The organism is Geobacillus genomosp. 3, from assembly GCF_000445995.2.
Classification (GTDB): Bacteria; Bacillota; Bacilli; order Bacillales; family Anoxybacillaceae; genus Geobacillus.
In genome coordinates, this window is the sequence record NC_022080.4 from 48,962 (window position 1) to 70,891 (window position 21,930).

At 50.7% G+C, this 21,930-nt stretch carries 22 protein-coding genes and 2 tRNA genes; all 24 read left to right on the forward strand.

Translation table 11 applies throughout. The annotated features are described in order from the left end of the window. Nucleotides 1–51: 51 nt before the first annotated feature. The 24 genes from yabG to spoIIE all read left to right on the forward strand — a co-directional run bounded on the left by yabG (nucleotide 52) and on the right by spoIIE (nucleotide 21,895). Nucleotides 52–951, forward strand: a complete 900-nt coding sequence (yabG, locus tag M493_RS00225; protein WP_020958292.1) for a sporulation peptidase YabG — start codon at nucleotides 52–54, stop codon at nucleotides 949–951. Between the two features lie 181 nt (nucleotides 952–1,132). After that, nucleotides 1,133–1,390: a biofilm formation stimulator Veg gene (veg, locus tag M493_RS00230; protein ID WP_008881684.1), complete on the forward strand. Its 258-nt coding sequence runs from the start codon at nucleotides 1,133–1,135 to the stop codon at nucleotides 1,388–1,390. A gap of 349 nt (nucleotides 1,391–1,739) precedes the next feature. Next, nucleotides 1,740–1,919: a small, acid-soluble spore protein, alpha/beta type gene (locus M493_RS00235; protein WP_011886605.1), complete on the forward strand. Its 180-nt coding sequence runs from the start codon at nucleotides 1,740–1,742 to the stop codon at nucleotides 1,917–1,919. Between the two features lie 243 nt (nucleotides 1,920–2,162). Beyond that, the gene (gene ispE, locus M493_RS00240) at nucleotides 2,163–3,035 is read left to right on the forward strand and encodes a 4-(cytidine 5'-diphospho)-2-C-methyl-D-erythritol kinase (RefSeq protein ID WP_020958294.1); all 873 of its coding nucleotides are present in this window, start codon (nucleotides 2,163–2,165) and stop codon (nucleotides 3,033–3,035) included. A gap of 55 nt (nucleotides 3,036–3,090) precedes the next feature. Then, nucleotides 3,091–3,912, forward strand: coding sequence for a pur operon repressor (purR, locus tag M493_RS00245; protein WP_020958295.1), 822 nt, complete (start codon nucleotides 3,091–3,093; stop codon nucleotides 3,910–3,912). Between the two features lie 53 nt (nucleotides 3,913–3,965). Beyond that, nucleotides 3,966–4,340: a 2-iminobutanoate/2-iminopropanoate deaminase gene (ridA, locus tag M493_RS00250; RefSeq protein WP_020958296.1), complete on the forward strand. Its 375-nt coding sequence runs from the start codon at nucleotides 3,966–3,968 to the stop codon at nucleotides 4,338–4,340. 125 nt (nucleotides 4,341–4,465) lie between these two features. Beyond that, entirely contained in the window at nucleotides 4,466–4,756 is a 291-nt protein-coding gene (gene spoVG / locus M493_RS00255) for a septation regulator SpoVG (protein WP_003247437.1), read from the forward strand. Between the two features lie 132 nt (nucleotides 4,757–4,888). After that, complete coding sequence (gene glmU / locus M493_RS00260; RefSeq protein ID WP_020958297.1) at nucleotides 4,889–6,268, forward strand: bifunctional UDP-N-acetylglucosamine diphosphorylase/glucosamine-1-phosphate N-acetyltransferase GlmU; 1,380 nt, start codon at nucleotides 4,889–4,891, stop codon at nucleotides 6,266–6,268. A 12-nt stretch (nucleotides 6,269–6,280) separates the two neighbouring features. After that, nucleotides 6,281–7,228 (forward strand): ribose-phosphate diphosphokinase, encoded by a 948-nt coding sequence (locus M493_RS00265; RefSeq protein ID WP_020958298.1) that lies wholly within the window; start codon nucleotides 6,281–6,283, stop codon nucleotides 7,226–7,228. 75 nt (nucleotides 7,229–7,303) lie between these two features. After that, a complete protein-coding gene (locus M493_RS00270) occupies nucleotides 7,304–7,936 on the forward strand; it encodes a 50S ribosomal protein L25/general stress protein Ctc (RefSeq protein WP_020958299.1) in 633 nt (210 codons plus the stop codon). 60 nt (nucleotides 7,937–7,996) lie between these two features. After that, complete coding sequence (gene pth / locus M493_RS00275) at nucleotides 7,997–8,557, forward strand: aminoacyl-tRNA hydrolase (RefSeq protein ID WP_020958300.1); 561 nt, start codon at nucleotides 7,997–7,999, stop codon at nucleotides 8,555–8,557. A 102-nt stretch (nucleotides 8,558–8,659) separates the two neighbouring features. After that, nucleotides 8,660–8,890, forward strand: coding sequence for an anti-sigma-F factor Fin family protein (locus M493_RS00280; protein ID WP_020958301.1), 231 nt, complete (start codon nucleotides 8,660–8,662; stop codon nucleotides 8,888–8,890). An 86-nt stretch (nucleotides 8,891–8,976) separates the two neighbouring features. After that, nucleotides 8,977–12,510, forward strand: coding sequence for a transcription-repair coupling factor (gene mfd, locus M493_RS00285; RefSeq protein WP_020958302.1), 3,534 nt, complete (start codon nucleotides 8,977–8,979; stop codon nucleotides 12,508–12,510). A 227-nt stretch (nucleotides 12,511–12,737) separates the two neighbouring features. Next, entirely contained in the window at nucleotides 12,738–13,274 is a 537-nt protein-coding gene (gene spoVT, locus M493_RS00290) for a stage V sporulation protein T (RefSeq protein WP_020958303.1), read from the forward strand. Nucleotides 13,275–13,601: 327 nt separating this feature from the next. Continuing rightward, a complete protein-coding gene (locus M493_RS00295) occupies nucleotides 13,602–15,158 on the forward strand; it encodes a putative polysaccharide biosynthesis protein (RefSeq protein ID WP_023817409.1) in 1,557 nt (518 codons plus the stop codon). A 6-nt stretch (nucleotides 15,159–15,164) separates the two neighbouring features. Next, nucleotides 15,165–16,625, forward strand: a complete 1,461-nt coding sequence (gene mazG / locus M493_RS00300; protein WP_020958305.1) for a nucleoside triphosphate pyrophosphohydrolase — start codon at nucleotides 15,165–15,167, stop codon at nucleotides 16,623–16,625. Between the two features lie 11 nt (nucleotides 16,626–16,636). Further along, the gene (locus M493_RS00305; RefSeq protein ID WP_020958306.1) at nucleotides 16,637–16,918 is read left to right on the forward strand and encodes an RNA-binding S4 domain-containing protein; all 282 of its coding nucleotides are present in this window, start codon (nucleotides 16,637–16,639) and stop codon (nucleotides 16,916–16,918) included. A 122-nt stretch (nucleotides 16,919–17,040) separates the two neighbouring features. After that, a complete protein-coding gene (gene yabP, locus M493_RS00310) occupies nucleotides 17,041–17,346 on the forward strand; it encodes a sporulation protein YabP (protein ID WP_020958307.1) in 306 nt (101 codons plus the stop codon). Next, nucleotides 17,343–17,975 (forward strand): spore cortex biosynthesis protein YabQ, encoded by a 633-nt coding sequence (gene yabQ / locus M493_RS00315; RefSeq protein ID WP_020958308.1) that lies wholly within the window; start codon nucleotides 17,343–17,345, stop codon nucleotides 17,973–17,975. The genes yabP and yabQ overlap by 4 nt, the downstream gene beginning before the upstream one ends. A gap of 15 nt (nucleotides 17,976–17,990) precedes the next feature. Next, entirely contained in the window at nucleotides 17,991–18,362 is a 372-nt protein-coding gene (locus tag M493_RS00320; protein WP_020958309.1) for an FtsB family cell division protein, read from the forward strand. Nucleotides 18,363–18,482: 120 nt separating this feature from the next. Next, nucleotides 18,483–18,881, forward strand: a complete 399-nt coding sequence (locus M493_RS00325; protein WP_008881703.1) for a S1 domain-containing RNA-binding protein — start codon at nucleotides 18,483–18,485, stop codon at nucleotides 18,879–18,881. Between the two features lie 178 nt (nucleotides 18,882–19,059). Beyond that, a tRNA-Met gene (locus tag M493_RS00330) sits at nucleotides 19,060–19,133 on the forward strand. Between the two features lie 14 nt (nucleotides 19,134–19,147). Continuing rightward, nucleotides 19,148–19,219, forward strand: a tRNA-Glu gene (locus M493_RS00335). A 198-nt stretch (nucleotides 19,220–19,417) separates the two neighbouring features. Further along, nucleotides 19,418–21,895, forward strand: coding sequence for a stage II sporulation protein E (spoIIE, locus tag M493_RS00340; RefSeq protein WP_020958311.1), 2,478 nt, complete (start codon nucleotides 19,418–19,420; stop codon nucleotides 21,893–21,895). Nucleotides 21,896–21,930 lie beyond the last annotated feature (35 nt).

The following is a 21,930-nucleotide window of genomic DNA, read 5'->3' on the forward strand; positions in this document are numbered from 1 at the left end:
GCATGTGCATATCGTATGGATGACAACGATTCTACAATGGGGTGAGCGGTGATGGACGTCAAAATCGGTGATATTGTCGCCCGCAAGTCTTATCAATGTGACTTATTGTTCCGCGTCATTGATATTAAAGAAAAAGACGGCGAGCGAGAGGCGATTTTATATGGCGAAGATGTGCGGCTTGTCGCAGATGCCCCGTGCAGCGATTTGGTTGTAATCGATGAGCGGGAGCGGCAAGAACGGAAAAAGAGGGAAATCGAGTTGATCGAACAGTCATACCGGCTGTTCCGCCAGGATTACCAGACGATCAAGCAAAAAGTCGAGTATCGGGCGACCGGCGGATACCGGGTGGAGAAAGATTTTTTTCAAATTCCGGGGCGCGTCCTTCATTTGGACGGCGACCCGTTATATTTGCGCAAATGCTTAGATTTGTATGAACGGATTGGGGTGCCGGTGCACGGCGTTTACTGTGAGGAAAGCGAGATGCCGGAAAAAGTGGGTTATTTGATTGAACAGTTCCGCCCGGATATTTTAGTCATCACCGGCCATGATTCGTATTCAAAATCGAAAGGGAAAGTGCACGATTTAAAAGCGTATCGCCACTCGCGTCATTTCGTCCAAACGGTGAAAGAAGCGCGCAAAAAAGTGCCGCACCTCGACCAACTAATCGTTTTCGCCGGCGCCTGCCAATCGCATTTCGAGTCGCTTATCCGCGCTGGAGCCAATTTCGCCAGTTCACCGGCGCGGGTTAACATCCATGCCCTTGATCCGGTTTATATCGTTTCGCGCCTCAGCTTCACGCCGTTCACGGAGACGGTCGATGTGTGGGATGTGCTGCGCAACACGTTAACTGGGGAAAAGGGATTGGGCGGGGTGGAAACGAAAGGCGTGCTCCGCACCGGAATGCCGTTTCGCCTTATTGAGGACGAACGGGGGGAAAACCGCCGCAGTTGACGGGCGGTTTTTTTATGTCTTTCGCCATATTTTTTACAAAAAAGTGCCATAAGGCACATAAAAAGAAGGATATTGTAGAAAAATATTCATTGACAGAAACAAAAACATGCTGATATAATCATTATTTTTTGACTTTGAATGCCGTTTTTGTTATAATTGCAAACAGTGAGGTGAATGACGAATGCCAAAAACTTTATCCGATATTAAAAAAACGCTGGACTCTAATATCGGGAGACGTTTAACGCTGCGGGCCAACGGCGGACGCAGAAAAATGATTGAGCGTTGTGGCATTTTGGCGGAGACTTACCCATCGGTATTTGTCATTGAACTGGATCAAAAAGAGAACTCGTTTGAACGCGTATCATTCAGTTATGCCGACGTGTTGACCGAAACCGTAAAGCTGACGTTTTGGGACGATGAGCAAGCAGGGGGGCAGTAGACATAAGTTGTTTGCTGCTTTTTATTTTGTCGTGAAGAAAAGCGGGGGTGCTTGCTTGTCGGAAAAACGCGCCAAAAGGCTTACGGGGAGGCATGAGCCGGGCGGTGCTTAGTTTTGCGAAAGCAGCGCCAAAGAGGTGCAAGTCATTTGTTGTCGTTTTGGCAAGATGAAGCAACGGCCGAAGCTAGACAATAATAGGCAGACATAAAGCCGCCTCCGTTATTTCATACTAAAACTGCCGCGGTCGCCTTTCATCTTTAGCGGATGAAGCCAGCCGGTTTATTGCGCCGGCGAGTTGCACAACGTTTCGTGCCATGACGCCAATGAACATCGAAAGGGGTTGCTGACATTGGGTCGACGCCGCGGAGTTATGTCGCAACGCTTGAAAGAAGAGCTGGCAAAAGAGCTAGGCTTTTACGATGTCGTGCAGCGTGAAGGATGGGGAGCCATCCGCGCAAAAGATGCAGGAAACATGGTAAGATTGGCGATTGAACGGGCAGAACGGCAGCTGGCCGGGAAAACGGAATAGCGCCGGCGGTCATGGCGCGCTGCGGCGAGGGTGTCCCAAGCAAGGGACGCCCTTTTTACATATATCGTTTGGCGGCGGCATCGAGACGTGGTAATATGGTAAAATGGGTTGACAGAAGAAAGTCGGACACGGAACGTGTAAACATAAGCAAAACAGCAAAATCAGTGAATATGTCGAATCATTTGCCTGTCGGCATATCAAGACAGTCTGTTTATGAACGTGCGTGGAAGTAGGTGAAGACTCGTGAGGTTATCGGTAAAAGCGCCAGCAAAAATTAACCTGTCTCTCGATGTTCTTTATAAGCGTCCTGATGGCTACCATGAAGTGAAGATGGTGATGACGACGATTGATTTGGCTGACCGCATTGAGCTCGTTCCTTTGCCTGGAGAGGATGCGATCCGCATTGTGTCGCAAAACCGGTTCGTCCCGGATGATTGCCGCAACTTGGCGTATCAGGCGGCGAAACTGCTGAAAGAGACGTTTTCGATTCGCGAAGGGGTGGCGATTTCGATTACGAAGCATATTCCGGTGGCCGCCGGCCTGGCGGGAGGGAGCAGCGATGCGGCGGCGACGCTGCGCGGGCTCAATAAGCTTTGGCAACTTGGATTAAGCGTCCATGAACTCGCCCGGCTCGGCGCGCAAATCGGCTCGGATGTCGCCTTTTGCGTTTACGGCGGAACAGCCGTGGCGACCGGGCGCGGCGAGATCATCACCCCGATCTCGCCGCCGCCGCCGTGCTGGGTCGTATTAGCCAAGCCTCCCATTGGTGTATCGACGGCGGAAGTGTACCGGAACTTACAGCTTGAGCATGTCAACCATCCGGATGTCGAGGCGATGATCGAGGCGATCGAGCGGCATGATTATGCGGCGATTTGCCGGTCGGTCGGCAATGTTCTTGAGGAAGTGACGCTGAAAAAATATCCGGAAGTCGCACATATTAAAGAACAAATGCGGCGGTTTGGAGCCGATGCAGTATTGATGAGCGGCAGCGGGCCGACCGTGTTTGGGCTGATCGAGCACGATTCAAGAATGCAGCGCGTATACAACGGACTGCGCGGCTTTTGCGATCAAGTGTTTGCTGTAAGGCTGTTAGGGGAGCGCCATTCCCTTGATTAAACACGTACATTTTTGATAAAATGAATTTATAATATTCGGTTTCAGGAGGTCCGCTATGAAGCTAAGGCGAAGCGGCCGTTTAGTCGATATGACGCATTATCTTCTTGAACGGCCACACCAGCTCATTCCGCTTACTTTTTTTGCGGAGCGGTACGAATCGGCCAAATCGTCGATCAGCGAAGATTTAACGATCATTAAGCAAACGCTCGAGCAGCAAGGCATCGGAACGGTTCGGACGCTACCTGGCGCGGCCGGCGGCGTGCAATACATTCCGAAAATGGCCGCCGAAGAAGCGGAGGAAGTTGTCGCCTATTTGTGTGAGCAGTTATCACGCCCGGACCGGCTTCTTCCCGGCGGATATTTATATATGACGGACATTCTTGGCGACCCCCGTATTATGAATAAAATTGGCCGCCTTTATGCGTCCATTTTCGCCGACCGTCCGGTGGATGTCGTGATGACGATCGCCACCAATGGGATTCCGCTTGCATATGCCATCGCCAACTTTTTGTACGTGCCGGTTGTGATCGTTCGCCATGACAATAAAGTGACGGAAGGACCGATGGTGAGCATCAACTACGTGTCCGGCTCGTCCAGGCGCATTCAAACGATGGTTTTGTCAAAACGCAGCTTGGCTGAGGGGGCGAACGTGCTCATCGTCGACGACTTCATGAAAGCAGGCGGTACGATCAACGGCATGGTCAGCTTGCTGCAAGAGTTTAACGGCCATGTATCCGGCATCGGCGTGCTCGTCGAGTCTGAGGAGGCAAAAGAGCGGTTAGTTGACGAGTACATTTCGCTCGTAAAGCTGTCGGCTGTTGACACGAAAGAAAAACGAATCGCGGTCAAGGAAGGCAACTACAAAACGTTTTTTTAGGCGGCTTGCTGCCTGTCATAAATGATGAAAATAATGGAAAGGGGATTTTACTAATGAGAAAAGTGGAAACGAAAAATGCGCCTCAGGCAATTGGTCCGTATTCACAAGGGATCATTGTCAACAACATGTTTTACAGCTCGGGGCAAATTCCGCTCACTCCGGAAGGGGAAATGGTAAAAGGCGACATCCAAGCACAGACGCATCAAGTGTTCCAAAATTTAAAAGCGGTATTGGAAGCAGCTGGCGCTTCGCTCGACACGGTTGTAAAAACAACAGTGTTTATAAAAAATATGGACGATTTTGCAGCCATGAATGAAGTATACGGCCAATATTTCACGAACCATAAACCGGCACGCTCATGTGTGGAAGTGGCTCGGCTGCCAAAAGACGCCCTTGTCGAAATTGAAGTTATCGCTCTTGTGCAATAAACAGTGACTTTCCCCTTTTTCCCTGCCTGAAATTTATAAAAAATTTTTTGAAAAAAGAAGGAAATGGCTCGGGGGCGTGGAATTAATTACATCGAGTCTCATACAGGGAAAAGGTGGTGAACATAATGGAAGTGACAGACGTAAGATTACGCCGCGTCAATACCGAAGGACGGATGAAAGCGATCGCCTCCATCACATTGGACAACGAGTTCGTCGTCCATGACATCCGCGTCATTGACGGGAACAACGGGCTGTTTGTTGCGATGCCGAGCAAGCGTACACCAGACGGAGAGTTCCGCGATATCGCGCATCCGATCAATTCCGCTACGCGCGGAAAAATCCAGGAGGCGATCTTAGCTGAGTACCACCGCCTCGGGAAGTTGGAAGAAGAACTTGAAGAAGCTGGCGCTTCGTAAACATATTGAAGAGAGCTTAGGCAAAATTGGCCAGGCTCTCTATTTTTTTGGCAAACGTATTGTTTCCTTGAAAAGCGCGGCCGATTCATATATATTCAATTATGGATAAAAGGGTAATTGGAGGCCTTTCACATGGTGAAGCGATATGCAGTCATTTTGGCGGCCGGACAAGGAACGAGGATGAAATCCAAGCTGTATAAGGTGCTCCATCCCGTTTGCGGCAAGCCAATGGTTCAGCACGTAGTGGATCAAGTGTCCAAGCTTGGGGTGGAAAAAACGATTGCAGTAGTGGGATTTGGGGCGGAGCAAGTGAAAGAACAGCTCGGCGTCCAGTGTGAGTACGCACTGCAAGAAGAGCAGCTTGGGACGGCGCACGCGGTCATGCAGGCCGCTCCGTACTTGCAAGGACTTGAAGGAGTTACGGTCGTCGTCTGCGGTGATACACCGCTTATTACTGCCGAAACGATGGAGGCGCTGCTTGAACAGCATATGGCCGCCAAGGCGAAGGCGACCGTATTGACGGCTATGGCCGACGATCCGGCCGGATATGGGCGCATTGTCCGCAACAATGCCGGCCATGTCGAAAAAATTGTTGAACATAAAGATGCGAATGAGCAGGAACGGAGCATTTGTGAGATCAACACGGGAACGTATTGCTTCGACAACCAAACATTGTTTCAAGCGCTTACAAAAGTAACAAACCATAACGCCCAAGGCGAATATTATTTAACCGATGTGATTGAAATTATAAAAGCAGATGGTGGCATTGTATCCGCTTATCAGGCGCCGTCGTTCGACGAAACGATCGGTGTCAATGACCGCATCGCCCTCGCCGAGGCAGAACGAATTATGCGCGATCGCATTTGCCGCCAGCATATGAAAAACGGAGTGACGATCATTGATCCGGCTTGTACCTATATTTCCGCCGAGGTGACAATCGGGCGTGACACGGTCATTTATCCCGGCACGGTTATTGAAGGCGAGACGGTGATTGGCGAAGATTGCTCGATTGGCCCCCATTCGGAAATTAAAAACTGCTGTATCGGCCATCGCACGTCCATCCGCCACTCGGTCGCCCATGACAGCGAAATCGGCAACGATGTGACGATCGGCCCGTTCGCTCATATTCGCCCGTTGTCAAAAATTGACGATGAAGTGCGAATCGGCAACTTTGTCGAGGTGAAAAAATCGACATTTGGCAAAGGAAGCAAAGCCTCGCATTTAAGCTATATCGGTGATGCGGAAGTCGGTGCTGATGTCAACCTCGGATGCGGGTCGATTACGGTCAACTATGACGGTGTACACAAATATAGAACAAAAATTGAAGACGGTGCGTTTGTCGGTTGCAACGTCAACTTAATCGCGCCGGTTACGATCGGCCAAGGCGCCTACGTCGCCGCCGGATCGACAATCACTGACGATGTCCCCGGCCGCGCGCTCGCTATTGCCCGCGCTCGGCAAATTAATAAGGAAAACTATGTGGATCGCCTGCCAGGCAAGAAAAAATCTTAATGGAGGTTTATCATGTCTGAATGCCAGCACCAATTAAAGTTGTTCGCCCTTAACTCGAACATGAGGCTAGCGAAAGAAATTGCGGAAGTCATGGGGATTGAGCTTGGCAAATGTTCTGTGTCCCGTTTTAGTGATGGGGAAATTCAGATTAACATCGAGGAAAGCATCCGCGGCGATGATGTGTTTGTCATCCAATCGACGAGCGTCCCGGTCAATGAGCACTTAATGGAACTGCTCATTATGATCGATGCATTAAAACGTGCTTCGGCGCGTACGATCAATATCGTGATGCCATACTATGGCTATGCGCGCCAAGATCGGAAAGCGCGTTCGCGCGAGCCGATTACAGCGAAGCTCGTCGCCAACTTGCTCGAAACGGCCGGAGCATCGCGCGTCATTACGCTTGATCTGCATGCTCCGCAAATCCAAGGATTTTTCGATATCCCGATCGATCATCTAATGGGTGTTCCTATTTTAGCGGATTACTTTAAAAGCAAACAGTTGGATGATGTCGTCATTGTTTCCCCGGATCATGGCGGCGTGACAAGGGCGCGCAAGTTGGCGGACCGTCTGAAAGCACCGCTCGCCATTATCGACAAACGCCGGCCGCGGCCGAACGCTGTGGAAGTGATGAACATCATTGGGCAAGTGAATGGGAAAACGGCCATTTTGATTGATGACATCATCGATACAGCCGGCACGATTACGCTCGGGGCGAACGCCCTTGTCGAACACGGGGCAAAAGAAGTGTACGCATGCTGTACCCACCCGGTGCTGTCCGGTCCGGCGATTGAGCGCATTCAAAATTCGAAAATTACAGAGCTTGTCGTCACCAATTCGATTGCCTTGCCAGAAGAGAAGAAAATTGATAAAATTGTAGAGCTGTCGGTGGCGCCGCTTATTGCCGAAGCGGTTACGCGCGTGTATGAAATGAAATCTGTCAGCGTCCTGTTCGACTAAACACAAAGTATGTTTATCCCTTCTTGTTTTAGGATAAAGTAGACAATAGATTCTAATTCAGGAAGGTGACAAAACATGGCGATTGTGTTGGAAGCGAAAGAACGCACAGACAAAAAACGTTCAACATTGCAGCGTATTCGTTCGCAAGGGGGCATTCCGGCAGTATTGTACGGCAAAAAGGTCGATAATAAAATGATTTTCGTCAGCGCCGCTGATCTTGAGAAAGCGCTCCGCGAGGGCGGGCGCCACAGCTTGATGACGCTGAACGTCGACGGTGGCGATTACTCAGTGCTATTGCGTGAAATGCAGCGCGATCCGTTGCGCGGCGAGCTTCTTCACGCCGATTTTCAGGCGGTCGATATGTCGACGGAAGTCGATGTCGATGTCGAAGTCCGGCTAGTGGGCGAAGCGCCTGGAGTGAAAGATGGCGGCGTCCTGCAGCAAAACTTGCACCAGTTATCGATCCGCGTTTTGCCGGCAAACATTCCGCCAGCGATTGAAGTGGACATCTCCAGTTTGCAAGTCGGCGATACGGTCACGGTCGACGACGTACAAACAGGCGGAACATTTGAAATCAATCACGAACCTTCCGAAGTGATTGCGACGATTCTGCCGCCGAAGCAAGAAGAGGAAATCCATAGCGGCGAGCAGCAAGAGGCGGGACAGCCCGACGCTGAGGAAGGAAGAGAAACGACACCAGAAGAGTGACAGACGTAACCGTTCCGGTTACGTCTTTTGTAGTATCATGTATAGAGAGGGGCGCGGTCATTGAAGTTGTTTGTCGGGCTCGGAAACCCGGGCAAGGAGTATGAGCAAACGCGGCATAACATCGGCTTTTTTGTCATTGATGAGTTGGCCAAACGTTGGAACGTTTCGTTGAGAACCGCTAAATTCCGTGGCTTGTTCGGAACGGCATCCGTTTTTGGCGAAAAAGTGGCATTATGCAAACCGCTGACATATATGAATTTATCAGGGGAATGTGTTCGCCCGCTCATTGATTTCTATGGCATTGCCATCGACGATATTATGATTATTTACGATGATCTCGATCTTCTGCCGGGGAAAATCCGTCTTCGCCTGAAAGGAAGCTCCGGCGGCCATAATGGCGTCAAGTCGATCATTCACCATCTTGGCACCGAACAGTTTAAACGCATTCGCATCGGCATCGGTCGGCCAACGAACGGCCAGCCGGTTGCCGATTACGTGCTTAGCCGTTTTACGGAAGAGGAGAAGCCGGCGGTGGCCAAAGCGGTTTTGCGGGCTGCCGATGCGTGCGAGCAGGCGGTAACGACACCGTTTGTCCAAGTGATGAATAACTTTAACGAGTGAATATTTTCCTCTGAACTGGTACACAATGTGAGTACGGGAGGCGCGAGGCATCAGCTTCGCCTGCCTTGCGGACGGAACAGTCCAGTGAGGAGGTTTGCTCGAATGGCGTTACATTATTATTGTCGTCATTGCGGCGCAAAAGTAGGTACGATTGACCGCGTATCGATATATAGCGAAAAACTAGGATTCCACCATTTGACTGAAGAGGAACGACTTGACATGATTTCGTACGAATCGAACGGCGACATTCATGTGAAAACGATTTGCGAAGACTGCCAAGAGGCGTTGACGCGAAACCCGGAATGGCATCAATACGAAAAGTTTATTCATTAGGCGCAGCTTTGGGCGACCAAAGCGTTTTTGCGTTTCGTGAGACGACTAAAGAGGAAAAATCTTCTACTGAGAGGAGGGGGATAGGGGTGCTTTCGCTGCATCGCTATTTAGCTGAAAACGAAGATGTTCGCACGATCATTGAGGGAATCCATGTCCGCCTGAAAGAACAGCTTGTCGCCGGGCTGTCAGGGTCGGCCCGATCCGTTTTTGTTTCCACGCTTTATAAGGAGACGGGCCGCCCGATGGTAGTTGTCACCCATAACTTGTTTCAGGCGCAAAAAATATACGATGACCTCGTTTCATTGCTTGGGCCGGATGACGTGTTTCTTTATTCGGTCAACGAGGTCATCGCCGCCGAAATGGCGGTTGCCAGCCCGGAGTTAAAGGCGCAACGTCTCGACGTTATGAACCATTGGGCACAAGGTGGAAAAGGGGTCATCGTCTGTCCGGTCGCCGGCTTGCGGCGCTTGCTGCCGCCACTGTCGCTTTGGAAACATTACTTGTTCACCTTCTCGGTTGGACAAGAGCTTGATTTGGAACGTTACAAGCAGCTGTTTGTTGAAATGGGATACAAGCGGGTGGCCACCGTTTCCGCTCCCGGGGAATTCAGCATCCGCGGCGGCATCATTGATATTTATCCGCTAACGGCTGAGCTGCCGTATCGCATTGAATTGTTTGATACGGAAATCGAGTCCATTCGGACGTTTACCCCTGACGACCAACGTTCACGCGAGCAGATGGAACGCGTGATGATCGGGCCTGCCGATGAGATCATTCTGAATGGAGAGGCGCGGCGACGTGGGATTGAACGAATCGAAGCCGGGCTTGCGGCCAGTCTTGAAAAAATGAAAGATGACGCCGCCAAGCAGCGGATGTACGAGCATATCCACGCTGAATTAGAACAGTTGCGCGAAGGGCAGGAAATCGAGCAACAATATAAATATATGTCTCTTTTTTATGAAAAATCTGCAAGTTTACTAGATTACATGCCGGAAGATGGCGTGCTGCTCATGGACGAAATGAGCCGGTTGCAGGAGACGGCAGAGCGGCTCGACCGCGAAGAGGCGGAATGGTATACAAGCTTGCTTGACGGCGGAAAAATTATTCATGACGTACGAATTTCGCACTCATTTTCTGAATTGTTACAAAAACATCGGTTTCAACGGGTGTACTTGTCCTTGTTTTTGCGTCATGCACCGCATACCCACCCGCAAAATGTCGTCAATATTACATGCAAGCAAATGCAAAACTTCCATGGACAAATGGCGCTTCTCCAATCCGAGATCGAGCGATGGAAGAAGGCGAACTACGCGGTCGTTTTTTTGGCACCAGATGCCGAGCGGGTGAAAAGGCTGCAGTCGCTGCTTGAAGATTACGAGATCGATGCGATGCCGCTTCCACCTGAGGCGGGGCTGCTTTACGGCAAATGCCAGCTCCTTCAAGGTGATTTAAACACGGGGTTTGAGCTGCCGCTGCAAAAACTGGCGGTCATCACCGAGGAAGAACTGTTCAAAAAGCGGACTAAGCGTCCAGTACGCCGGCAAAAGCTTTCGAACGCCGAGCGGATCAAAAGCTATGCCGAGCTGCAAGTCGGTGATTATGTCGTTCATGTCAACCATGGCATCGGAAAATATTTAGGTATCGAGACGTTAGAAATCAATGGAGTGCATAAAGACTATATTCATATCCAATACCAAGGCGGCGACACGCTGTACGTCCCGGTTGAGCAAATGGACCAAGTGCAAAAGTACGTCGGCTCGGAAGGAAAAGAGCCGAAAATTTATAAGCTCGGCGGTACGGAATGGAAAAAGGTCAAAAAGAAAGTGGAGTCGTCTGTCCAAGACATTGCCGAAGATTTGATCAAGCTGTACGCGGAGCGTGAAGCGAGCAAAGGATATGCGTTTTCCCCGGATACGGAAATGCAGCGTGAATTTGAAGCGGCGTTTCCGTACCAAGAAACAGAGGACCAGCTCCGGTCAATCCAAGAAATCAAGCGCGATATGGAAAGCGAAAAACCGATGGATCGCCTTCTTTGCGGTGACGTCGGCTACGGGAAAACGGAAGTGGCGCTGCGGGCGGCGTTTAAAGCGATTATGGACGGCAAACAAGTCGCCTTCCTCGTGCCGACGACGATTTTGGCCCAGCAACATTACGAAACGGTGCGCGAGCGGTTTCAAGGGTTTCCGATTAACGTCGGACTGCTCAACCGGTTCCGCACAAAAAAACAGCAAGCGGAGACGATTAAAGGGCTAAAGGATGGTACGATCGATATGGTCATCGGCACGCACCGGCTGTTATCGAAAGATGTGAAGTTTAAAGATTTAGGCTTGCTCATTATCGACGAAGAACAGCGGTTTGGCGTGGCGCATAAAGAAAAAATCAAACAGCTGCGGGCGAACATTGACGTTCTTACGTTGACGGCGACGCCCATTCCGCGCACATTGCATATGTCGATGATTGGCGTGCGCGATTTGTCCATTATCGAGACGCCGCCGGAAAACCGGTTCCCGGTGCAGACGTATGTGATGGAGTATACAACGGAACTTATTAAAGAGGCGATTGAACGCGAGCTCGCCCGCGATGGGCAAGTGTTTTTCCTTTATAACCATATCGAGGATATCGACTTAAAAGCCGAGGAAATCGCGCAGCTTGTTCCGGAGGCGCGCGTGACGTTTGCACACGGGCGGATGTCGGAGGCTGAGCTTGAGTCGACGATTTTAGCCTTTTTGGAGGGACAATATGATGTGCTCGTGACAACGACGATTATTGAGACGGGCGTTGACATTCCGAACGTCAATACGCTCATCGTGTATGACGCCGACCGGATGGGGCTATCGCAGCTGTACCAGCTGCGCGGGCGTGTCGGCCGTTCGAACCGCGTTGCCTATGCATATTTCACCTACCGGAAAGATAAAGTGTTGAATGAAACGGCGGAAAAACGGCTGCAAGCCATTAAGGAGTTCACCGAGCTTGGCTCCGGATTTAAAATTGCCATGCGTGACTTGTCGATCCGCGGCGCCGGCAATCTCCTTGGCGCCGAACAGCACGGCTTTATTGACTCGGTCGGGTTTGACTTATATTCACAAATGTTGAAAGAAGCGATTGAAAAACGGCGTGGTTTGAAACGAGAAGATGAGCGCCCGGAAGTAACCATCGATGTGGAAGTCGATGCCTATATTCCAGATGCATACATCTCCGACGGGCTGCAAAAAATCGAGATGTACAAGCGGTTTCAAGCAGTGGAAACGCTCGAAGACGTTGAAGCGCTGCGTGAGGAGATGGCCGACCGTTTTGGCGATTATCCGGATGAGGTGGCTTATTTGTTCCAAATTGCAGAAATTAAGGCGTTGGCGAAACAGCTCGGCGTTGAATCGATCAAGCAGCATAAACAACAAATTGACATGTTATTTGCTGAAGAGGCGTCGAAAACGGTGGAAATCCAACGCCTATCCGGCATCGGCCGCCAGCATGGCCGCCTGTTTGGATTCGGCATGGACGGGGCGAAGCTGAAAATTGTTCTGTATATTAAGCAGATGAAACCGCACGAATGGCTGATGATTTTGTACGAAACATTAAAGCAATTGTCCGGGATGAAAAACGAAAAATCGGTCATTGCGTAACCGGGGGCAAAAATCATGTTTTGTTTCCGTTTTGCACGTTTATGTTTCAGCCGATGCGGCGATAATGAATGATGGGCAATTTTATCTAAAATGGCCAAAATCACTTTCATCGCGTATAGAACATGGATTGTGAAGGATACTAATGACAACAATGGTGAATTCCCCATCACAAAAGGGTTCATCGGAGTATCCTTCAAATCCTAGATGAAAGTGAGGGTATACAAAGCATGAAAGCAACCGGTATTGTTCGTCGAATTGACGACTTGGGAAGGGTTGTGATTCCGAAGGAAATTCGGAGAACGTTACGCATTCGCGAGGGAGATCCGCTCGAAATATTTGTTGACCGCGATGGAGAAGTCATTTTGAAAAAATATTCGCCGATCAGTGAACTGGGTGACTTTGCTAAAGAGTATGCCGAGGCGCTGTTTGACAGCCTCGGGCAGCCGGTGCTCATTTGTGACCGCGACGTGTTTATCGCTGTCGCCGGCGTTTCGAAAAAAGAGTATATGAACAAAAGCGTCAGCCCGTTAGTGGAGAAAGCGATGGAAGATCGCACTTCCGTCCTCCATACGGAGGAGGGGGAGGTAGAGTTAGTGGACGGGATGACGGAAGCGTTAAAGTCGTATACGATCGGCCCGATTGTGGCTAACGGCGATCCGATCGGGGCTGTCATCATTTTATCGCGTGAGAAGATGCTCGGTGAAGTGGAACATAAAGCGGTCGAAACGGCGGCCAGCTTTTTAGCCCGACAAATGGAACAATAAGCGAAACAAGAAGAGGGTGTCTCCAAAGTGACGAGGCACCCTTTTCCACTGCGTATATAAGCATCGAACAGATTCGCCATTTGATATCTTGTATTTCACGGGAGAACCGACAGTATTTTGCGTCAGCCCCTTCTTTCTGTCCGCCGGATGGGGTCATTGCTGCTGATGAGCCACCGTCTTTGGCGATCGAGCCGATGTTGCGCTATAATATCGAGCGTAGCCATGGCAATGGAATTGTTAGCGGCGTCGCCTGTCTCCGCCGCCGGCGAACGTCCCCAGCCTTGGCCATCCGTCGGCGAACGCCATAAAGGCGGGAGGGAATGTGATATGGGGAATGTATGGAAAGGAGCGGCTGTATTGACGGTCGCCGCTTTGCTTACGAAGCTGTTGAGTGCGTTGTATCGTATCCCGTATCAAAATATGGTTGGAGATGTCGGCTTTTATATTTACCAACAGGTGTATCCGATTTACGGCATTGTCGCAGCGCTGTCGCTAGCTGGCTACCCGGTCGCCATCTCGAAGCTCATCGCCGAGCGGCTGGCGGAAGGGGATGAGGCGGGAGCAGCCGCCGTCGGGCGCGCCGCACTGTTGTTGTTAAGCGCGCTCGGTGTTATGCTGTTTGCCGTTTTGTATATAGGGGCCGAAACGGTGGCGTCATGGATGGGTGACAGACAGCTTGAACCGCTGTTGCGGTTGCTTTCATTTTCCTTTTTAGTTTTTCCGTTGACGGCTGTCGTGCGCGGTTATTTCCAAGGACGGTATGATATGATGCCGACCGCAGCTTCCCAAGTTGGGGAGCAACTTGTGCGGGTGACAGCGATTTTAGGGCTGTCATATTGGATGATGCGGCGCGGCGCTGACGTTTATTCTTGCGGCATCGCGGCGATCGCCGGGACGCTTGTCGGCATGGCGGCGGCACTTTTTATTTTGCTCTTTTATTCGGCTAAGCGCGGACGAAAAAAAATGGGCAGCCGCATCCCCCCGGCTTCGATCTTGCATGTTGGCCGCCATTTATTGACGGCTGGAACGATCGTTTGTTTGACAAATATGGTATTGACGCTTATTCCGCTCGTTGACTCGTTTTTGTTTGTTCAGCTTCTTCGTGAAACCGGGATAAGGATGGATGAGGTAAAATGGGTGAAAGGGGTGTATGACCGCGGGCAGCCGCTCATCCAGCTTGGCACGGTTGTTGGCACATCGCTTTCGCTGGCGCTCGTCCCGTTTATCTCCAGCGCCCGACGCGACCAAGGCGCTGCTTTTACGTACGGTCTATTGCCGCTTCGGTTTGCTGCCGTCATCGGTGTTGGCGCTTCCTTAGGGCTCATTTGTCTGATCCGGCCGATCAATACGATGTTGTTTGAAAATGACCATGGCTCACTTGTTCTTGCTGTTTTGTCCGCTTCCGTCTTCTTTACAACGATCGCGCTGACGGTGTCCGCCATGTTACAAGGAATAGGGAAAGAGTGGGCGGCCGCTGTCGGTGTGGCGGTGGCGGTGGCGGGAAAAATCGTCCTCATGCATTGGCTTGTGCCGCTGTTTGGCGTCCTTGGCGCGGCTTTAGCGACAACCGGGGCTTACGCATTTATGGCTTGCTTTTTATACGTGTGTCTGCGGCGCGAGTGTCAAATGGCCAACGCCCAAAAGTACATGTATCCGATCGTTAAGGCTGCTATCGCGATGGTTGTCGTGCTGCGATTGTATATGTGGCTTATGGACGCTCCCGCCGGCGGACGCTTATGGGCGGCTGCTGAGGCACTGGGCGGCGTCGCCGTCGGTGCTGTCGTCTATATTGTGTGCATTGTCAAAGGGAATGTTTTTTCTGAGCAGGAGTTGTCCGCTCTCCCGTTGGCCAATAAATTTCGTCTACTATCAGGAAGCAGGTGATCGGCGATGAATACCATTTATATTTTCGGTCTTGGCGCCGGAGATTTCGAACAGCTGCCGGTCGGGGTGTATCGAAAGCTAAAGCGGGCGCATCCGCTCTTTTTGCGGACGAAAGAACATCCGGCAGTGAAGGGGCTTGAGGAAGAGGGAATCGCGTTTACGGCGTTTGATGATGTTTACGAAAAACATGAGCAATTTGCCGATGTATACGAAGAAATTGCCCGCACCCTCATCGAGCAGGCAAAACGCGGCGATGTGTTTTACGCTGTTCCCGGCCACCCGCTCGTCGCCGAACAGACGGTGCAGCTTCTGTTGGAAGCAGAGCGGCGCGGCGACTGCCGGGTGGTCATCGAGGGCGGACAAAGCTTTTTAGATGCGCTGTTTACAGCGGTGCGCATTGATCCAATCGAGGGGTTTCAGCTGTTGGATGCGACCGCTTTCCAAGGGGATGAATGGTCTCCATCGCTGCATGCGGTCTTTTGCCAAGTGTACGACCCGTTCATCGCCTCGAATGTGAAACTGTCGCTGATGGAACAGCTTCCGGATGACTATCCGGTCTATATTGTGACCGCGGCCGGGACGAAGAGCGAACAAGTGAAGCAAGTGCCGCTCTATGAATTGGACCGTCAGACGGCGCTTGGCAACTTAACAAGCGTCTATGTGCCGCCGGTCAAAGACGAGCCGCTTCTTTACCACCGGTTTGAGACACTGCGCCGCGTCATCGCGACACTGCGAGGACCGGACGGCTGTCCGTGGGATCGGAAGCAGACACATGCATCGCTGAAGCGGTATTTGCTTGAAGAGGCGTATGAATTGCTCGAAGCGATCGACGAGAACGACGATGACCATATGGTCGAAGAGTTGGGCGATGTGTTGTTGCAAGTGATGTTGCACGCCCAAATCGGCGCCGATTCCGGGCTGTTTTCGATCGATGATGTCATCCGCACGTTGACAGCAAAAATGATTCGTCGCCATCCGCACGTATTTGGCAATGTAACAGCCGAGACGGCCGAACAAGTGACCGTGAACTGGGAAAAAATTAAGGAGGAAGAAAAAGGAGGCGAACAGCCGGAATCGATTCTAGCCGGCATCCCAAAAAGTTTGCCGGGGACGATGCGGGCGTACGAGCTGCAGAAAAAAGCGGCGAAAGTCGGCTTTGACTGGGATGATGTAGCGCCTATTTGGCAAAAAGTCGAGGAAGAAATGGCTGAGTTTCGGGCGGAAACGTCCGGCGGCCGTCATGCGGAACTTGTCGGTGAATTTGGCGATGTATTATTTGCGCTCATTAACCTCGCCCGGTATTACGGCATCCAACCAGAGGAAGCGCTGCAAATGGCAAACGACAAATTTGCCCGCCGCTTTGCCTACATTGAAGAACAAGTGCGAAAAAGCGGTCGGCCGATCACCTCATTTTCGCTCGCCGAGCTTGACCGCTTTTGGGAAGAAGCAAAAGAAAACGGACGGTAGGGGGGATGAACATGCGTCTTGATAAGTTTTTGAAAGTATCCCGGCTCATTAAACGCCGCACGTTGGCGAAAGAAGTTGCGGATCAAGGCCGGGTATGGATCAACGGCCATGTCGCCAAAGCGAGTTCCGATGTGAAAATCGGTGATGAACTGATGATTCAGTTCGGGCAAAAACGGGTAACGGTAAAAGTGACTGATTTAAAAGAAACGACAAAAAAAGAAGAGGCGGCCGGACTGTACGAGCTGATCCGTGAAGAACGGACCGCCCCTGCGCCCGGGCCAGACGGCGTCTAATTTGTCCTGTAGGCTTGTTCTAAACCATCCCCCGCTGACATACATATGGTACAAACAGCGGATGAGAAAAAAGCGGTTGGCTTTGCCGCTTTTCATTCTAAATTGAAATGCGGGGGATGAACATGAATCGACACGAGGAGTTTAGCGGGAATGCGAACAAAGGTCCGGTCCAAGAACACGACGTGATCATGCGCGGCCGACGCCTCCTTGACATTACCGGGGTTAAACAAGTCGAAAGCTTTGACAACGAGGAGTTTTTGCTTGAGACGGTCATGGGCTTTTTGGCGATCCGCGGGCAAAACTTGCAAATGAAAAACTTAGATGTTGATAAAGGTGTCGTTTCAATTAAAGGGCGCATTTTCGATCTCGTTTATTTAGATGACCATCAGGAGAAAGCTAAAGGGTTCTTTAGCAAGTTGTTCAAATGAGCATCACGACGCAGCTTTTCACCATGCTGACGATGATTGGCATGGGAGGCTGGCTTGGCATGGCGCTTGATACGTACAACCGGTTTTTAAAACGGGAAGAACGGGCACACTGGCTCGTCTTTGTAAACGACGTGTTATTTTGGGCAGTGCAGGCGCTTTTTGTTTTTTATGTACTGTTGCTCGTCAATCATGGCGAGCTTCGCTTTTATCTTTTTTTGGCGCTTTTATGCGGTTATGCCGCCTATCAAAGTTTGCTCCGTCCGCTGTACGTCCGGGTGCTGGAATGGCTCATTTGGCTGGCGGTGCGGCTCGGACAGGCGTTTGCTCAGCTGTTCCGTTATATGGTGCTCCGCCCTCTCGTCCTCCTTGGGCAAATGGCGCTGGCGCTTCTTTTGTTTATGTGGAGACTTGTCGTGTGGACGACCCGGTTTCTGTTGCTTGTTGTTTGGAAAACGCTCCTTGTTTTGGTGGCTCCGCTGCGTTGGACGGGCACGGCCATTTGGCGACGGGTGCCGCTGCACCGTCGAATCTGGTTGGAAAAATTTTTTCGCCGTTTAAAAGGATTTGCTGGACAAATCAAGAATACAAAAGAGAAAATAGGCATATGGCTTGCGAAATGGCGGAAGTAAAAGAGGTGCAAATGCATGAACGTGCCCCGGAAAACGAACGTGACGAAACTGCAGTCTACCTATGTATCAGAGCAGGAAGAAAAAAAGCGGAAGGCATCGAGAAGGCGGCGGGTTGTAGCCGTCCGCTTGGCCTTTTGGGCTTCGCTGTTTATGGTGCTCTCCTCCGCCCTCATCTACACGTTGCACCTGCAGGAGAAGAAGATCGATGTAAAAACGGCGGAAAAACAACGGCTACAAGAGCAGCTTACGAAGCTCGAACGGCAGGAAAAGCAACTCAAAGAAGAAATCGAAAAATTGCATGATGATCATTACATCGCTGAACTGGCGCGAAAAAAATATTATTTATCGAAAGACGGGGAAATTATTTTTGTCTTGCCAGAAAAGTGACATTTTACCTGCCGATGCCCGTTCAATACGGGCATCCGTCATATTGACACTTATTTTTTTCATTCGCTATAATGGAAGCAACACCATCTTTAAAGCGTTTTAAGGAGGAGCACTTTTTTTATGTCGATTGAAGTAGGCAGCAAGTTACAAGGCAAAGTCACAGGTATTACGAAATTCGGGGCGTTTGTAGAGCTGCCGGAGGGTGTGACAGGGCTCGTTCATATTAGCGAAGTAGCCGATAACTATGTCAAGGACATTAACGATCATTTGAAAGTCGGCGACATGGTATATGTCAAGGTGATCAACGTCGGTCAAGACGGAAAAATCGGCCTGTCCATTCGCAAAGCAAAAGATACGCCTTCTTCACAGCGGCCGCGCCACCGGGCGCACGACCGTTCTGCGGCTGACAGTTTAGAACAAAAAATTAGCCGTTTCCTCAAAGAAAGCGAGGACCGACTGGCGTCGTTGCGCCGCCATACGGAATCGAAGCGGGGAGGTCGTGGAGCGAGACGCGGGTAACTTGCTGCTGAATACATGTCGGAAAGAGGATGAATAAGGGGGATCACAAGCATCCATTGTTATGGATGCTTCTTTGTTTCAACGGCAAAAGTGAAGGGTACATTTTCCTTGTGCATTTTTTCGCCTTGTATATTGACAATCGGCATCCCCTCTATTATGATATTAACTGTTGCCACACGGCGGTGTAGCTCAGCTGGCTAGAGCGTACGGTTCATACCCGTGAGGTCGGGGGTTCGATCCCCTCCACCGCCACTCAAATACTATATGGCCCGTTGGTCAAGTGGTTAAGACACCGCCCTTTCACGGCGGTAACACGGGTTCGAATCCCGTACGGGTCATCGCAAACGAGCATGTGCCATTGAGCGACATGCTCGTTTTTTCTTTTCGTCTGCTTCTGTCGGAACAAGTATACTGCCGGCGCATCATGGGAGAAAACGTCGAACGATTTTTCATTTCGCTCCGTCATTTTGACAAATTTCTGACAATTTTAAATATATAATAGGGGGTAATAGAAAAGCAAAGGAGAGGATCGGGGAATGGAAAGAGTAGAAAGAGGGACAGTGCGCCGCATTTCGGGAGTGCCGATTCATGACACACAAGCGACCGTATCGCGTTGGATGCGCCATGTGAAGCTGCGCCTTGGCCATCTGTTCGTTCATCAAGGATTTTTGCTTCTTCTTGTCGGCTTTTTGCTTGGCCGGGCGTTAATTTTGGCGAAATTGACCCCGTTTGCGCTGCCGTTTTTCGTTTCCGTCTATATGTTGCGCCGTGACAAGGCGGCCTTCGCTTTAGTTTCGCTGCTGGCTGGCGCTTTGACGCTGTCGTTTGATACCGTGCTGTTTGTCGGTGTTTCCATTTTTGGTTTCCTCTTTATTTATGGATGGGTGCGGAAAGTGATTAGCGAATCATTGAAAATCGTGCCGTTCGTCGTTTTTGTAGTTTCGTTGGCAACGAAATGGCTGATCTCCTATTACTGGATTGGGGAGCGAACGGCGTATGGGACGGCCATGGCGGTTGTGGAGGCCGGGCTGTCGCTCGTGCTGACATTGATTTTTATGCAAAGTATTCCGCTGTTGACGGTAAGGAAGCATAAACATGCGCTGCGGGCGGAAGAAATCATTTCATTGATTATTTTGTTGGCTTCGATGCTGACCGGGATGATCGGCTGGTCGGCGTACGGCTTATCGCTCGAACATGTCATGTCGCGCTATCTCGTTTTATTGTTTGCGTTTGTAGCCGGGGCGGCAACCGGTTCGACCGTTGGAGTCGTCACCGGGCTCGTTTTAAGCTTGGCGAACGTCGGCAACTTGTCAGAAATGAGCTTGCTTGCTTTTGCCGGACTGCTCGGTGGGCTGCTGAAAGAAGGGCGAAAGCTCGGGGTGGCGTTTGGGCTCATTGTCGCGACGTTGTTGATGGGCTTGTACGGGGACGGAAAAGCCGAGCTCGTGCCGACGCTGCTTGAATCAGGCATCGCTGTTGTGCTGTTTTTGTTTACCGCCCGTTCGTTGACAGAGAAAATTGCGAAACATATTCCTGGTACGGCTGAATACATCAATGAACAACAGCAATACGTCCGCAAAATCCGCGATGTGACGGCACAGCGTGTCTCACAATTTTCGAACGTCTTTCAAGCGCTGGCGGAAAGCTTTTTGCCTGAGCCGCTGTCGGATGCCGACGAATACCGCGAGCGGGAGGTGGATTATTTTCTCGGCGATATTACCGAAAAGACGTGCCAAACGTGCTTTAAGAAAGCGCAATGTTGGGCGGCCAACTTTAGTACAACTTATGCGTATATGAAGCAAATGATGCATGAGGCGGACGAAAAAACGTTGACGCAAAACCATCAGCTGTTGCGCGAATGGGAGCGGTATTGCGTCAAAGCCGGCAAAGTTGTTGATGCAGTTGAAAAAGAGATGGTGACTTATCAGGCCAACCGCAAGCTTAAACGGCAAGTTTACGAAAGCCGGAAGCTCGTTGCCGAGCAGTTGTTGGGAGTTTCACAAGTCATGGACGATTTTGCGAAGGAGATTCAGAAGGAGCGCGAAAACCATTATTTTCAAGAAGAACAAATTTACCATGCCTTGCAAGAGTTTGGCATCGAAATCGGACATGTCGATATTTACAGTTTAGAAAAAGGAAGTATCGATATTGAAATGAGCATTCCTTACTGCGAGGGGCGCGGTGAGTGTGAAAAACTGATCGCGCCGATGCTGTCGGACATTTTAGGAGAGACGATTGTCGTCAAGCGGGAGGAATGTGCTGCTTACCCGAATGGGTATTGCCGTGTTGCCTTCGGTTCGACGAAAGCGTTTGTCGTCGAGACGGGTGTGGCGTTCGCGGCCAAAGGGGGCGGACTCATTTCCGGTGACAGCTATGCAACGATTGAGCTTGGCACCGGCAAATATGCGGTCGCCATCAGCGACGGCATGGGCAACGGGGAGCGGGCGCATGACGAAAGCCGTGAGACGTTGCATTTGCTGCAAAAAATCTTGCAAACAGGAATGGATGAATCGATCGCCATTAAATCCATCAATTCCATTTTGGCGTTGCGGACGACGGAAGATATGTATGCGACGCTTGATTTGGCGATCATCGATTTGCAAAACGCGGCGACGAAGTTTTTGAAAATCGGGTCGACGCCAAGCTTCATTAAGCGCGGCGACAAGGTGATGAAAGTGGAGGCAAGCAATTTGCCGATGGGCATTATTAAGGAAGTTGAATTCGATGTGGTTAGCGAACAGTTGAAATCGGGCGACTTGCTTATTATGATGAGCGATGGGGTGTTTGAGGGGCCGATGAATGTGGAGAACCATGACGCTTGGATGAAACGGAAAATTCAAGAGTTGAAAACGACCGACCCGCAAGAAGTCGCCGATGTGATCATGGAAGAAGTGATCCGTCAGTGCGGTGGGGAAATTGAAGATGATATGACGGTCGTTGTCGCCAAAGTGCGGCACAACACGCCAAAATGGGCGACGATTCCCGCGTATATGTATATGAAAAAGGCGCAGTAATGCGCGTATAAAAACGCTCCCCTACGGCGATGATG